Annotated in this window: 13 protein-coding genes; 6 read left to right on the plus strand and 7 right to left on the minus strand. The window is 67.3% G+C overall.

Going from position 1 to position 13,495, the window contains the following annotated elements; translation table 11 throughout:
* The first annotated feature begins 272 nt into the window (after positions 1-272).
* Positions 273-572, plus strand: a complete 300-nt coding sequence (locus tag ASD94_RS09715) for a hypothetical protein (RefSeq protein ID WP_056642029.1) — start codon at positions 273-275, stop codon at positions 570-572.
* A 101-nt stretch (positions 573-673) separates the two neighbouring features.
* On the opposite strand, the gene ASD94_RS09720 is transcribed toward ASD94_RS09715, so the two are convergent.
* From ASD94_RS09720 to ASD94_RS09735, 4 genes are all read right to left on the minus strand, one after another.
* Complete coding sequence (locus ASD94_RS09720) at positions 674-2,596, minus strand: radical SAM protein (RefSeq protein WP_200954219.1); 1,923 nt, start codon at positions 2,594-2,596, stop codon at positions 674-676.
* Between the two features lie 98 nt (positions 2,597-2,694).
* Positions 2,695-3,750 carry a sensor domain-containing diguanylate cyclase gene (locus ASD94_RS09725; RefSeq protein WP_056642031.1) on the minus strand — a complete coding sequence of 352 codons (1,056 nt, stop codon included), beginning with the start codon at positions 3,748-3,750 and terminating at the stop codon, positions 2,695-2,697.
* A gap of 58 nt (positions 3,751-3,808) precedes the next feature.
* Positions 3,809-4,360, minus strand: coding sequence for a gamma carbonic anhydrase family protein (locus tag ASD94_RS09730; RefSeq protein ID WP_056642033.1), 552 nt, complete (start codon positions 4,358-4,360; stop codon positions 3,809-3,811).
* Positions 4,361-4,447: 87 nt separating this feature from the next.
* Positions 4,448-5,185: a TetR/AcrR family transcriptional regulator gene (locus tag ASD94_RS09735; protein WP_056642037.1), complete on the minus strand. Its 738-nt coding sequence runs from the start codon at positions 5,183-5,185 to the stop codon at positions 4,448-4,450.
* A gap of 152 nt (positions 5,186-5,337) precedes the next feature.
* Here ASD94_RS09735 and ASD94_RS09740 point away from each other — a divergent pair, with 152 nt between their 5' ends.
* On the plus strand, positions 5,338-6,447 hold the full coding sequence (locus tag ASD94_RS09740) for an MBL fold metallo-hydrolase (RefSeq protein ID WP_056642039.1): 1,110 nt from the start codon (positions 5,338-5,340) through the stop codon (positions 6,445-6,447).
* Between the two features lie 16 nt (positions 6,448-6,463).
* Here the strand turns inward: ASD94_RS09740 and ASD94_RS09745 are convergent, their stop codons facing one another.
* Positions 6,464-7,906 carry a PLP-dependent aminotransferase family protein gene (locus tag ASD94_RS09745; protein ID WP_056642041.1) on the minus strand — a complete coding sequence of 481 codons (1,443 nt, stop codon included), beginning with the start codon at positions 7,904-7,906 and terminating at the stop codon, positions 6,464-6,466.
* 99 nt (positions 7,907-8,005) lie between these two features.
* Here ASD94_RS09745 and ASD94_RS09750 point away from each other — a divergent pair, with 99 nt between their 5' ends.
* On the plus strand, positions 8,006-8,485 hold the full coding sequence (locus tag ASD94_RS09750) for an OsmC family protein (protein WP_056642044.1): 480 nt from the start codon (positions 8,006-8,008) through the stop codon (positions 8,483-8,485).
* A gap of 1 nt (position 8,486) precedes the next feature.
* Positions 8,487-9,122, plus strand: a complete 636-nt coding sequence (locus ASD94_RS09755; RefSeq protein ID WP_056642047.1) for an FMN-binding negative transcriptional regulator — start codon at positions 8,487-8,489, stop codon at positions 9,120-9,122.
* Positions 9,123-9,235: 113 nt separating this feature from the next.
* On the opposite strand, the gene ASD94_RS09760 is transcribed toward ASD94_RS09755, so the two are convergent.
* Both ASD94_RS09760 and ASD94_RS09765 read right to left on the minus strand, forming a co-directional pair.
* Positions 9,236-10,699, minus strand: coding sequence for a sensor histidine kinase (locus tag ASD94_RS09760; RefSeq protein WP_082576823.1), 1,464 nt, complete (start codon positions 10,697-10,699; stop codon positions 9,236-9,238).
* A complete protein-coding gene (locus tag ASD94_RS09765; RefSeq protein ID WP_056642184.1) occupies positions 10,696-11,370 on the minus strand; it encodes a response regulator transcription factor in 675 nt (224 codons plus the stop codon). The genes ASD94_RS09760 and ASD94_RS09765 overlap by 4 nt, the downstream gene beginning before the upstream one ends.
* Before the next feature lie 232 nt (positions 11,371-11,602).
* On the opposite strand from ASD94_RS09765, the gene ASD94_RS09770 reads away from it, so the two are divergent.
* A complete protein-coding gene (locus tag ASD94_RS09770) occupies positions 11,603-12,619 on the plus strand; it encodes an ABC transporter substrate-binding protein (RefSeq protein WP_056642052.1) in 1,017 nt (338 codons plus the stop codon).
* Positions 12,616-13,476 (plus strand): ABC transporter ATP-binding protein, encoded by an 861-nt coding sequence (locus ASD94_RS09775; protein WP_082576824.1) that lies wholly within the window; start codon positions 12,616-12,618, stop codon positions 13,474-13,476. Before ASD94_RS09770 ends, ASD94_RS09775 begins: the two co-directional genes overlap by 4 nt.
* Positions 13,477-13,495: the final 19 nt, after the last annotated feature.

A 13,495-nucleotide genomic window follows, 5' to 3' on the forward strand; every position in this document is an offset into this window, starting at 1 on the left:
GGGATGTCGTGAGCAAGAATACCGGGGAGAGGCAATCGGATACCATTGCTGGATGAAATCACAGTATCAACGGAGCTACTGGAGCTAAGCAGATACCCCTTTGAGACATACAGTAGTGTCGCATGGCTTGGACGGCCATCGGCTCCAGGGGCTGTGTGCACCGTCTCCATCTCCCGTCGGTTGGATGGCCTGTGGGCCTACAAGGCGACGACGGGGGGCGTTTTTACGATCCATGGGACGGGACCGGCTGCGGTCCCAACCCAGGAGACCCCATGCCCCGCAATACCCACCCCGACGAACCCACCTCGGCCCCCACCGGACCGGAGCCTTCGGTCGACACCACCAAGCGCCAAGCGCCCGGACCCACCACGCAGGGGCCGTTGAAAGCGGGCCCTGCGGCCGCCAAGGAAGAAAAGCCCAAGCTGCCCCATGAGCGTGACGAGTCGGTGGACAGGACCCATGGGAAACCTGACGCACAAATCGAGCAGGCTTACCGCGATGTGCAGCGGGGCCTGCAAGACACCGACCGGGGGCCACCGGCGGACAGGGCTTACCAGAAGCAAAAGCGTTGACCACCTTGTGGATGCTTCACTATTGATAGCTGAAAGTACTTATGCAACAAGGACCTGCGGCTATTTTTGCTTAAAATTGGCGGTTGTATCGCCCGTGGCGTTCACCCCCGCTCGCGCAGCGCCCGCTCAATCCGATCCCGCCGCACCGTCGTCTTGGGCACCTTGAACGGAAACCAGCTGCGCACGTCTTCTTCGAGCCCGATGCCGTGCATGTAGTTGTAGATGGCCTTCTTCAGCGCGCCGCCCAGCGCGTCGTGGTCCACCCCCGTGGGGTCGATGAAGGCCACGTCGTTCTTGGCGAAGTCGCCCGGGGGCAGCGGGGCCAGCGTCACGCCGTACTCTTCGGGGTTCTTGCCCACGGGTGAATGCACGGTGCAGGCAAAGCGGTGGAAAAAACCGCTCTGGATGCAGCCGTTGGCGAACAGCTGGCGCACGTATTCAAGCGCGTCCACCGTGTCCTGCACCGTCTGGGTCGGGAAGCCGTACATCAGGTACGCATGCACCAGGATGCCGGCGTCGGTGAAGGCCCGGGTCACACGCGCCACCTGGTCCACAGACACGCCTTTTTTCATGAGCTGCAGCAGCCGGTCCGACGCCACCTCCAGCCCGCCGGAGATGGCGATGCAGCCGCTGTCGGCCAGCAGCTCCGCCAGGTCGGGCGTGAAGGTTTTTTCAAACCGCACATTGCCCCACCAGCTGATGCCGGCGTTGCGCGCGATCAGCTCGGTGGCCAGGGCCTTGAGCGCCTTGGGCGGTGCGGCCTCGTCCACAAAGTGAAAACCTGTCTGTCCCGTCTCGCGCACGATGGCCTCAATGCGGTCGGCCAGCACGCCAGCACTCGCGCCCTCGTAGCGGCTGATGTAGTCCAGGCTCACATCGCAGAAGCTGCACTTCTTCCAGTAGCAGCCGTGCGCCACGGTCAGCTTGTTCCAGCGCCCATCGCTCCACAGACGGTGCATGGGGTTGAGCATGTCCAGCAGCGACAGGTAGCGGTCCAGCGGCAGGCCATCCCAGGTGGGCGTGCCCACCTCGGCGAAGGCGATGTCGGCTTCCATCATGTTGATGTACTGCACCGTGCCGTCGCCGCCTTCTCCATCATTGCGCACAAAGGTGCGCACCAGGCGCTGGCGGCCGCGCTCGCCGCGCAGGTGCTCCAGCAGCGCCAGCAGCGGGCGCTCGCCCGCGTCCAGCGTCACGTAGTCGAAGTGGTCGAACACGCGCGGGTCGGCCAGCTCGCGCAGTTCGGTGTTCACAAAGCCGCCGCCCAGCACGGTGGCAATGTGTGGGTAGCGTGCCTTGATGGCCTGAGCAATGCGGAACGCCGCGTACACGGACCCGGGGAAGGGCACCGACAACAGCACCACATCGGGCTGGTGGCGGGCGATGGCTTCGTGGGTGAGTTGCTCCAGCAGCTCGTCCACCAGCGTGGGCGGCGCAGCCAGTGCATTGGCCAGCGGGTCGAACGTGGGCTGGCTGCCCGCCAGCGATTCGGCGTAGCGCACGAACTCAAAGCGCTCGTCCACCGCATCGCGCAGCACGTCGGCCAGGTCGTTCAGATACAGCGTGGCCAGGTGCTTGGCCTTGTCGGTGAGGCCCAGGGCGCCAAAGGCCCAGCCCAGCGGGTCGCCGCCTTCGTCATCCACGTACACGTCGAGCGTGGCAAAACGCGGGCCTTCGGGCAGGTAGTTGCGGCCCACGATGCGGTGGGCCAGCGTGCTGTCGCGGCCTTGCAAAAAGGCAATGGCCGGGCCGATGGTGGCGAGGTAGCGGTCTTTTTGCGCCGCAAAACTTTGCACGGCGGGGCTTTGCTTCTTGGTGGGCAGCGCGTCCACTTTGGCGGCGACGGCCTTCAGGCCCTCGGGCGACAGCAGGCGCAGCACCAGTGCCAGCGCCAGGTCTTCCTGGGCGGCGGCAACCCCGCGCGAGCGCAGAAAGCCCGTGAGGTAGGCGGTGGAGGGATAAGGCGTGTTCAGCTGCGTCATCGGCGGGATGACAGCGAGCACGCGGCACGGGGAAGAGGCCATGGAACGTGGAGGTGGTGAACGCCGATTATCCCGGCCATCGCCTTGCCATGGGGCGGTGTGGCTACTGCCGTGCGTGGGCAGCTGCAGGGCGGTGCGGTTCAGCGGTGGGCTGCCGCGCCGCTGCGCGCTTGCGCCAGTGCGTCTTGGGCGTTGCGGCGTGCAAGCTTGACCCGGTACATGGTCTGGTCTGCCACGCGCAGCACATCCTCGATGCTGCGCTGCTGGTCGGGGGTGATGGTGACCACGCCCACGCTGGCGCCGCCATAGTCGAGCAACGCGCCAGCCAGGTCGAACCGTCCTTGCGTAACCTGGGTGATGCGCTGGCTGAGGGCGTCCTGCGCCGGTTGTGCGGCTTCGCCCACGCCATCGCTCAGACTGACCACCACGAACTCGTCGCCGCCCAGGCGTGCCGCCAGGTCCTCTGCGCGCAGCGCCCCCTGCAGGCGCTGCGCGACGGCCACGAGGAACTGGTCGCCCACTTCGTGGCCGTAGGTGTCGTTGATGACCTTGAAGCCGTCGAGGTCGATGAAGGCGATCTGCACGCCCATCTGGCGACGGCGGCCCTGCGCGAGCATGCGGTCCAGCGCCTGCATGAGGGCGCGGCGGTTGGGCAGGCCCGTGAGCTGGTCCGTGGCGGCCATGGCGCTGAGCTTTTCGTTGGCCACCAGCAGTTTCTGGATCAGCTGCTCGCGCTCCACCTGCTGGCCAATCAGGTAGGCGAACAGCGTGAGGATGCGCTCGGCCTCGGGGGTGCGCGGGCGGCGCTGGGTGCTGGCCGCACACAGCGTGCCATACAGTGCTCCGTCACCCATGCGCACAGGCTTGCTCACGTAGGTGCGGATGCCCAGGTCGCGTGCGGCCTGCGAATCGCCCCAGCAGGCGGGCACATCGTCGGTGAAGGTGCGGCCTTCTTCGAGCGCCCGCTTGCACAGCGTGTCGTTCCAGGGCACGGTCAGGCCTTCTGGGATCTGCATGGCGCTGGAGTTGCGTGCATACAGCACATGCTGCACGCCCTGTGCCTCGTCGATGGACGTGAGGTAGGTGGACTCCAGCCCCGTCACGGCCTCCAGCATCTCCAGCAGCGGACGCGTCAGCTCCTCCACGGACCGTGCCGCAGTGACGGATTCGGACAGATGGTCAAGAAGTTCGCTCATACGCCGGAAATTATGCGGTGCTGTATCGCCTTTGGCCATGGCAGCCTCGGGCTGCGGATCAGTCCATGGGGGCGGACTCTGCGGGGGGCAGGTAGTTGTTCTTCACCCGCACATAGTGCTCGGCCGAATACTTGAGGTACGCAATCTCCGCATCGGTGAGCGCGCGCTGGCGCACCGCAGGGCGGCCGATGTAGAGGTAGCCGCTCTCCAGCACCTTGCCGGGCGAGACCAGGCTGCCTGCGCCCAGCATCACGCGGTCTTCGATCACTGCGTCGTCCATCACGATGGAGCCCATGCCAATGAGGCATTCGTTGCCGATGCGGCAGCCGTGCAAGATGACCGAGTGGCCCACCGTGACGTAGTCGCCAATCACCAGTGGCGAGCCCTCGGGCTTGCTGGCGTTGCGGTGCGAGACGTGGCCCATCGTCAGGTCTTGCACATTGCTGCACACGCCCACGGTGATGCGGTTCACATCGCCGCGCAGCACGGCGTTGCACCACACCGAGCTGTCGCGGCCCAGGGTGACGTCGCCGATCACCTGGGCAGAGTCGTGGATGAAAACGCCGGTGTCCAGAACCGGGGCGGTGTCGAGGTAAGGGGCGATGGGCATCGTGGTGTCAGGCTGCGTGGAAAGAACGGGCGAGCGTAGTGCAAATCGCCCCGTGTGCCGGCGATCTGGCCAGAGTGGTGTTGGTGATCAGCGCGCGGGCGCGCGGCGCGCGGTGGGCTTGGCAGGTGTTGCGCCCCGGGCTGCCGCTGCCTTGCCGGTGCTACCAGCCTTGGCCTTTTTTGCGGGGGGTTGTGCCTCTTGAGTGGGCGCAGCGTAGAACCCCAGGAACATGTCCACCGCATCGCCCAGCACCTGCTGCTGCTGCGCTGCGCTCAGGGGCGGCTGGCCCATGGCCAGCTGGGGCCAGAACGCAAAGGCCTTGACCATGCCCTGCAATTGCTGCGCGGCATAGGGCACGTCCATGGCGGCGCGCAGGCGGCCGTCCTGCTGGGCGGCGCGCAGCCAGCGCGGCAGGCCCTCCTCCTTGGCTGAGAGCTTGGCCGTGATGCCGCGCGCGCGTTCGGGCGAATGCATCATGTCGGCCATGGCCACACGGCTCAGGTCGATGAAGCTCGCGTCGTTGAGCAGGCGCATCTTTTGCGCCAGCAGCTCCAGCAGCTGGTCGCGCAGCGGGCGCGCGGGTGTGTAGGTCAGTTCGTCCGGCGACTGGCTGCGCTCCCACATCAGCAGCAGGATGGCCTCGAACAGCTCTTCCTTGCTCGGGAAGTGGTTGTACACCGTGCGCTTGGACACATCCGCCGCTGCCGCCACGCGGTCCATGCTGGTGCCGTTGAAGCCGTGTTCGCGGAACTCGCCGATGGCGGCCTCCACGATGGCATCGCGCTTGCGGTCGGTCAGGCGGGGGGTGGGCTGGGAGGCAGTCATAGGCAAATTTTACACCGGGTAGTTTACTTTTCTAAAAAGTGAACTACACTGTGCAGTGTAATTTCTATGTCGCAGATCCGGTGTCCTTCCCTTTCGCCCATCGCCGCCGTCTGCTCCCGGCACTTTGTGTCGCCCTCGTTGTACTGATCGCCATGGCCTACAGCCTCATTTCCCGCGCCGCCCAGCCGGCGGCCGCTTATGAACAGTCGCCGCAGTTCGCGGGTGGCAAGTTTCGCAATGCGGCGCCGCGCCATGCGCTGGGCGCCCTCAAGACGTTGCAGGTGATGTGGCGCTTTGCCACCGGCAAGCCCGACGACTCGGTGCCGCGAGAGCCCGTGCCGGTGTATGCCGTGATGCGGTCGGATTTGCTGGCCGCGCCCGACTTGAGTCTGTGGCGCCTGGGGCACTCCACCCTGCTCTTCAAGATCAACGGCCAGTTCTGGCTGACCGACCCGGTGTTTTCCGAGCGGGCTTCGCCCTTCCAGTTCATGGGCCCCAAGCGTTTTCATGCGCCGCCCATCACCATCGACGAGCTGCCGCCCATCACCGGCGTGATCCTGTCGCACGACCATTACGATCACCTGGACTACGCCGCCATCCAGAAGCTCGCGCCCAAGGTAGAGCACTTCATCACGCCGTTGGGCGTGGGCGACCGGCTCATCGGCTGGGGCGTGCCTGCGGACAAGGTGCAGCAGTTTGATTGGTGGCAGGGCACCACCATCGGCGGGCTGCAGCTGGTGGCTACGCCTGCCCAGCATTTCTCGGGCCGGGGCCTGTCAGACGGCAACAGCACGCTGTGGGCCTCGTGGGTGCTGATCGCGGGTCAAGGCGCCGACCAGGTCCGCATCTTCTTCAGTGGCGACACGGGCTACTTCGACGGCTTCAAGGCGATTGGCGAGCGGTTCGGTCCGTTCGATCTGACGCTGATCGAAACGGGCGCCTACAACGCCGACTGGCCCGACATCCACATGCACCCCGAGGAGAGTCTGCAGGCACATCTGGATGTGCGGGGACGCCATCTGTTCCCCATTCACAACGGCACCTTCGACCTGTCGCTGCACCCGTGGGTGGAGCCGTTCGAACGCATCACTGCGCTGGCGGCGGCAGCGCAGGTGCCGCTGGTGGCGCCCATCATGGGTGAGCGGCTGGACATTCGCGCGCCTGCACTGTCCACGCACTGGTGGCGCAGGTTGGAGCCGCAGGCAGTGGCTCAGACGGAGGGCCTTGGCGCGGCCCTGGCCCGGCAGCCTGGCGCGTGGTGACGCACCAGCGTCTGCATCACCGCTGACGCACGAGGCACCCCACCACGCGGGCCGCCGCGCGAATCTCTGCCTCGTCAAACCCCGCATACCCCAGCAGCCAGCCCCGGCGCGCGGACTGCATCGCATAGCGCGACAGCGGCGCCAGCATCACGCCCGCCGCCAGCGCCTGGCGGCTCAGGGTTTCGTCGTCGGTGCCAGGGGCTACCTCGTGCAGCAGGTGCATGCCGCGCTCGCTGGCGGCCAGTTGCCAGGCGCCATTGCTCGCCTCGGCCAGTGCGGTGCGCAGCGTGTGCTGCCGCTGCAGGTACAGCTCGCGCATCTGCCGCAGGTGGCGCAGCATGTGGCCTTGGGCAATGAAACGTGCCAGCACCGCTTGCGCGTCGCCCGGTGCATGCCGGTCGGTGATGGCGCGGGCCATGGCAAAGGCCTCCACCAGCGCGGGCGGCACCACCACAAAGCCCAGGCGCAGGCCGGGGTGCAGTGTCTTGCTGAAGGTGCCTACGTACAGCACGCGCTCCGAGCCCGGCAGGCTGCACAGCGCGGGTACCCGCTGCGCAGCGCCGCCGTACTGGAACTCGCCGTCGTAGTCGTCCTCCACCACCCAGGCGTCGTGCGTGCGCGCCCACTGCAGCAGCGCCTGCCGCCGCGCGAGATTCATGCACACGCCGGTGGGGAACTGGTGCGTGGGCGTGACGACGGCCATGCGTGCGTTCGGCCACTGCGCCGCAGCGGTGTCGATGCGCAGGCCATCTCCATCCATGTCCACCGGCCGCGCCAACGCGCCGTGGCCCAGCAGGCTGGCGCGGATGCCGGGGTAGCCGGGGTCTTCCACCAGCACCTCGTCGCCCACGTCCAGCAGCAGCCGCGCAATCAGGTCTATGGCCTGCTGCGAGCCCGAGCACACCACCACCTGCGCTGCATCGCAGCGAATGCCGCGCGAGGCCCACAGCCATTGCGCCACGGCCTGGCGCAGGTCGGGGTCGCCAGCCGGGTCCAGGTACTGCGCGCGGTGGCTGCGTTGACCGGTGCTGGCCTGGCGGGTCAGGCGGTCCCACAGCGCAAACGGAAAGGTGGCGACCTCGGGCGCGCCAATGCGAAACGCCTTGGCCGCCGCCAGGGGCGGGCGCCAGCGCGCCGCCGTGTCGGCGATCAGCTGCCCCCGGCGCGACAGGCCCCGGGGCGGCGCCACCAGGCCTTGCGCGGCGGGCAGTGTGGCGGCCACGGCCTGCGACACATAGGTGCCGTCGCCCACGCGGGCTTCCACATAGCCCTCGGCCTGCAGGCGCTGCACGGCCCACAGCACGGTGTTGCGCGACACGCCCAGGCTGGCCGCGTGCTCGCGCGAGGGCGGCAGGCGGGTGCCCGCGCGCAGGCTGCCCTGCTCGATGGCGCGCCGCAATTGGGCGTACACCTGCTGGCGCAGGGTGGCGGTGGTTCGATTGGCTCCGGGGCTGGGCACGAATTGGCCCTTTCAATGGGGTGATGCACTCATAAACTGAAGAACCATTGTAAAAACCCGGGCCGCAGCTTGCCGGCCTGATCCTGTTGAAAGCACCCCATGGCCGAGCACACCGCCACCATCACCTGGTCCCGTGGCACCGACGACTTTCTGGACAAGCGCTACCACCGTGCCCACACCTGGCAGTTCGACGGCGGCGCCACTGTGGCCGCATCGTCGTCCCCCCATGTGGTGCCGCTGCCGTGCTCCGACGCAGCGGCGGTGGACCCGGAAGAAGCCTATGTCGCCGCGCTGTCCAGCTGCCACATGCTGTGGTTCATGGACTTTGCCAGCCGCGCGGGCTATCGGCTCAACCACTATACCGACGCGGCCGTGGGCACCATGGCCAAGAACGCAGAGGGCCAACTGGTGGTCACCCATGTGCAGCTGAGGCCCGTCACGCGCTTTGACGCGGCGCACGCGCCCAGCGCTGCGCAGCTGGACGACCTGCACCACCGCGCCCACGCATCGTGTTTTCTGGCCAACTCGGTCAAGACGCAGATCGACTGCGCGCCGGTGCTTGAAGTGGAAGGGGGCTGACATGGCCAACCCCAACCGGCAGTTTCAGGTGGCCGATGCCGCCGCCCAGCAAGCCCTGGTGCGTGCCCAGCCGTTGGCCACGCTGGTCGTCGCGCACGAGGGCGCGCTGCACGTCAACCACATCCCGCTGTACCTGGACCCAACGCGCGGCCCGCAGGGCACGCTCATCGGCCATGTGGCGCGCGCCAACGCGCTGTGGCCGCTGCTGCCCCAGCAGGCGGTGGCGGTGTTCCACGGCCCGCAGGCCTATGTGTCGCCCTCGTGGTATCCGTCCAAGGCCCTGGACGGCAAGCAGGTGCCCACGTGGAACTACGCCACCGTGCACGCCCACGGCGCTTTGAGCGCGTTTGACGACCCCGCACGCCTGCGCGCCATCCTGCACACCCTGAGTGAGCAGCACGAGGCCCACCGCGCCGACCCCTGGCGCATCGACGACGCGCCGCCCGACTACATCGACAAGCTGCTGCGCGCCATCGTGGGCATCGAGCTGGCCGTGGAGCGCTGGGAGGGCATCTGGAAGGTGAGCCAGAACCGCACCGACACCGACCGCGCCGGCGTGGTGCAGGGCCTGATGGCGGAGGGCACCAGCGCGGCCGAGGACATGGCGGCGCTGGTGCTGGGACGTTTGATGGGGTGAGGGATGCAATCGGCAGAGGGCTATCAAAATTGATAGCAACCCAGGCATGATGCACTAGCGCTACCGCCCGATTTGGCCCAAAAACCTCGCGCCAATGCGTTTTCAGGCCGCGCTCACCCTCCAGCGTCTCCACCCGCAGCCACCACCGGGCCTGCCGCTGCAGGGAGCGCGGCGAATCGCACCGTGACGAGGAGCCCGTGGGCTTCTTGCGGGTGGGGCCCGAGCACCACCGTGGCGCCAAAGGCCTGTGCGATTTCGCGCACGATCGCCAAGCCGAGCCCGGTGCCGGAGGTGGTGTCCTCGCTCACGCGGAAAAAGCGTTCGAACACGCGCTCCCGCGCGGCTTCGGGAATGCCGGGCCCGTTATCGGCCACCGACAGCTCCACCCAATGTCCCGTGGCGCCCGCGCTGCATCGCACGCCCACCGTGACCCGGCCGCCCTGCTGGGTGTACCGCAACGCGTTGTCCAGCAGGTTGGCCACCAGGGCGTCCAGCAGCGAGGGCTCAGCCCTCACCAAGGCCTGGCCAGCGGCCGGAGCGTCCAGGCCCAGGTCGATGTGCTGGCGGTCGGCCAGTGCCGCCAGTTGTTCCACGCAGCGCAGGGCCACGGCGGCCAGGTCCACCGTTTCCTGTCGGGTATGGGCATCGCGGTGCTCGGCCTGCGCCAGCAGCAGCAGCTTGTTCGTCACGTCCACCAGACGGCGGTTGCTGGCGTGCAGGCTGGTCCACAGGGCGTCTTGCTCGTCGGGCTGGCGGGGCGCAGACCTTGCGTATTCGATCTGCGTGGACTGCAGTGCCAACGGCGTGCGCAGCTGGTGGGCTGCGTCGGCGATGAAGCGGCGCTGCGCCTCCGAGTGCGCGCGCAGCTGCTGCACAAAGCGGTTGATGGTGTCGGCCACGGGGCGCAGCTCGGTGTGCAGCACCTTGGCATCCACCTGCAGGTCCAGGTGCAGGGGGTCGTGCTGCGCCAGCTGTTGCCGCAGCCGCACCACGGGGCGCAGCTCCAGGGTCAGGGCCAGGGCGCTGAGCGCCACCGTGAGGCCGAGCGCAGCCAGCAGATAGGCCACCGTGGGGTACCACAGGTTGGCCAACATGTGGTCGCGGCTGTGGGTGGTCTTGCCCACGGCGATGGTGTAGGCGCGCGCACCGTCCACGTCGTGCATGGTGCGGGTGACCACCACGGCGCGCAGGGGCTGGTCCTGAAAGTGTGTGTCGTACCACTGTGCCTGGTCCGTGCCCTCGGGGTGCGGCTCGGCCGGCAAGGGAAAACCGGGCGTGCCGGCCAGCAGTTCGCCGCCCGCGCCCTGCACGTTCAGGTACACGCGGTCGCGGTCGGGCGACGCGAACAGGCTCAGCGCCGAAGGGGGCACGCTGGCCTGCACGTCATTGCCCTCCCAGATCAGCCGGTCGGACAGCATCTTGGCGGATGCGAGCAGGTCGTGGTCTTGCACATAGTCCGCCACGTTGGCGGCGTTGCGCCAGCTCAGGGCGGCGCACAGCGCCACGAAGAGCGACAGCGGCAGCAGCAGCCACAGGGCCAGCCGAAAGCGCAAGCTCGACAGCATGGCGGTTGTCATGCGTCGTCGCGCGTGCGCAGCAGAAAGCCCACGCCGCGCAGCGTGATGATGGTGGCGCTGCTGGCTTCCAGCTTCTTGCGAAGGCGGTGCACGTAGAGGTCGATGGCATCGCCGCTGACTTCTTCGTCCAGGCTGAACAGGCTGTCCGCCAGCGCCTGGCGCGAGACGGTAGTGCCCAGGTGCAGCATCAGCGCTTCCAGCAAGGTGCGTTCGCGTGGCGGCAGGGCCAGGTCGGCGCCTGCCAGCGTGAACTGCCGCGTGCGCAGGTCGTAGCGCAGGTCGCCGCAGGCGATGTCGTTGGATTTGCCGGGCCGCTGGCGCCGCACCAGTGCCTGAATGCGCGCCACCAGCTCGCGTACCTCGATGGGCTTGACCAGGTAGTCGTCCGCACCGATCTCCAGGCACAGCACCTTCTGGTCCAGCGAGGCGGTGGCGGTCAGCACGATCACTGCCACATCGTCCTGGCGCTCACGGATGCGGCGCAGCACGCCCTTGCCCGACAGCAGTGGCAGGTTCAGGTCCAGCAGCACCACGTCGTAGTGGCCTTGCCGCAGCAGCTGGTCGGCGGCCTCGCCGTCCCCCACGTGATCCACCACGAACTCCCGCTCCCGCAAGAGCTGCACCAGCCAGTGCGCCAGCTGCTCGTTGTCTTCGATGAGAAGGACTTTCATGGTGGGCACCAGTTTATCGTCCCCGCCTGGGGCGCGCTCATGTTTTGATAGCTGATAGCGGCTGATTCGATGGGACTGCCAGCCGATGGGAGGCGATTTGGGGTTAACCCTAGGGAATTGCAGCTCCGGGCGAAAGCTGATTGAAGGATGCCACTTTCTACAGTCACTTCATCCCGGCGCGAAGCACACACAGCGCACGGGGCACCACCCCCCACTGAGCAGGAGACATTCCATGAACATCCCGACCCGACGCCATATGCTGGGCCTTGCCCTGGGCAGCCTGATGGCTGTAGCTGCACCCCTCGCGCAAGCGGCTGATGCGCCCATCACCATCATGGTGGGTGGCATCAACAAGATCATCTACCTGCCCGCCAAGCTCACGGAGGCGCTGGGCTACTTCAAGGACGAAGGGCTGAACGTGGAGCTGCAGTCGCAGCCCACCGGCGTAGATGCCGAGAACCAGCTCATCGCGGGCGCCGTGCAGGGAGTGGTGGGCTTCTACGACCACACCATCGACTTGCAATCCAAGGGCAAGGAGATCCAGGCGATTGCCGTGTTCTGCAAGGTGCCGGGCGAGGTGGAGCTGGTGTCCACCAAGGCCGCGCCCACCTTCAAGTCCATGGCCGATGCCAAGGGCAAGACGCTGGGCGTGACGGGGTTGGGGTCGTCCACCGACTTTCTGACGCGCTACCTGGCCGACCGCCAGGGCGTGGCGCAGAAGGACTATTCGCTGCTGCCCGTGGGCGCGGGCAACACCTTCATCGCGGCCATGAAGCAGGACCGCATCCAGGCTGGCATGACCACCGAGCCCACCGTGTCGCAAATGCTCAAGAGCGGCGAGGCCAAGGTGCTGGTGGACCTGCGCAACGAGGCCGACACCATCAAGGCGCTGGGCGGCCTGTACCCCGCCGCGAGCCTGTACGTGCAAAACAGCTGGGCCGAAACGCACAAGGCCGAGGCCACCAAGCTGGGCCGCGCCTTTGCGCGCACCATGCACTACATCCACACCCACACGGCCGAAGAGATTGCCGAGAAGGTGCCGCGCGACTACTACGGCAACGACAAGGCGCTGTACATCGAGGCCCTGCGCGCCTCCGTGCCCATGTTCACCACCGACGCTCGCATGCCCGACGGCGGCCCCGAGAACGTGCTCAAGGTGCTGGCCACCTACAAGCCCCAGGTGCGCAGCAAGAACATCGACCTGTCAAAGACCTTCACCAACGCCTTTGTGGCTGGAGCCAAGCCATGAGCGCCGCGGCCACCGTCTCCGCCGGTTTCACGGCCCCCACGGCCGCACGCGCTGTGCCGGCCACGGCATCCGCTGCCGGCACAGCCCCCGCGATCGAGTTCAACGACGTGTCGCTGCGCTTCATCTCGCAGGACGGCAACGCCACGGTCGCGCTGCGCAACTTCAGCATGAGTGTGGCCCGCGGCGAGTTCGTGGCCATCGTCGGTCCCACGGGCTGCGGCAAGTCCACCACGCTGAACATGATCACCGGCCTGCTGCGTCCCACCGTGGGCCAGGTGCGCGTGATGGGCCAGCCGGTGGACGGCATTGATCCGCGCATCGGCTTCGTGTTCCAGGCCGATGCCGTCTTTCCCTGGCGCAACGTGCTCGACAACGTGGCCGCAGGCCCGCTGTTTCGCGGCATGCGCAAGGCCGAGGCCCGGGACCTGGCGCAGCAATGGATACAGCGCGTGGGGCTCGACAAGTTCGGAAACCACTACCCGCACCAGCTGTCGGGCGGCATGCGCAAGCGCGTGGCCTTGGCGCAGACCTTCATCAACCGCCCCGAGATCCTGCTGATGGACGAGCCGTTCTCGGCGCTGGACATGCAGACCCGCACGCTCATGCAGGACGAGCTGCTCAAGCTGTGGTCCGGCACCGGCGGCTCGGTGGTGTTTGTCACGCACGATCTGGAAGAGGCCATTGCGCTCGCGGACCGGGTGTTCGTGCTGTCGGCCCGCCCCGCCACGCTCAAGCGCGTGTACGACATCGACCTGCCGCGCCCACGCGTGATGTCTGAAGTGCGCTACGACCCGCACTTCGTCGAGTTGTCCAAGCACATCTGGGACGACCTGCGCCAGGAAGTCGTGATCCAGTGACCCCCACCTTCACGGAACA

The organism is Acidovorax sp. Root70 (assembly GCF_001428225.1).
In the GTDB taxonomy this organism is placed as follows: Bacteria; Pseudomonadota; Gammaproteobacteria; order Burkholderiales; family Burkholderiaceae_C; genus Acidovorax.

Bases quoted from the DNA above. Each gene is read 5' to 3' on its own strand.
- ASD94_RS09715 (WP_056642029.1), top strand. From the start codon at position 273: ATGCCCCGCAATACCCACCCCGACGAACCCACCTCGGCCCCCACCGGA.
- ASD94_RS09720 (WP_200954219.1), bottom strand. From the start codon at position 2,596: ATGGCCTCTTCCCCGTGCCGCGTGCTCGCTGTCATCCCGCCGATGACG.
- ASD94_RS09725 (WP_056642031.1), bottom strand. From the start codon at position 3,750: ATGAGCGAACTTCTTGACCATCTGTCCGAATCCGTCACTGCGGCACGG.
- ASD94_RS09730 (WP_056642033.1), bottom strand. From the start codon at position 4,360: ATGCCCATCGCCCCTTACCTCGACACCGCCCCGGTTCTGGACACCGGC.
- ASD94_RS09735 (WP_056642037.1), bottom strand. From the start codon at position 5,185: ATGACTGCCTCCCAGCCCACCCCCCGCCTGACCGACCGCAAGCGCGAT.
- ASD94_RS09740 (WP_056642039.1), top strand. From the start codon at position 5,338: ATGGCCTACAGCCTCATTTCCCGCGCCGCCCAGCCGGCGGCCGCTTAT.
- ASD94_RS09750 (WP_056642044.1), top strand. From the start codon at position 8,006: ATGGCCGAGCACACCGCCACCATCACCTGGTCCCGTGGCACCGACGAC.
- ASD94_RS09755 (WP_056642047.1), top strand. From the start codon at position 8,487: ATGGCCAACCCCAACCGGCAGTTTCAGGTGGCCGATGCCGCCGCCCAG.
- ASD94_RS09760 (WP_082576823.1), bottom strand. From the start codon at position 10,699: ATGACAACCGCCATGCTGTCGAGCTTGCGCTTTCGGCTGGCCCTGTGG.
- ASD94_RS09765 (WP_056642184.1), bottom strand. From the start codon at position 11,370: ATGAAAGTCCTTCTCATCGAAGACAACGAGCAGCTGGCGCACTGGCTG.
- ASD94_RS09770 (WP_056642052.1), top strand. From the start codon at position 11,603: ATGAACATCCCGACCCGACGCCATATGCTGGGCCTTGCCCTGGGCAGC.
- ASD94_RS09775 (WP_082576824.1), top strand. From the start codon at position 12,616: ATGAGCGCCGCGGCCACCGTCTCCGCCGGTTTCACGGCCCCCACGGCC.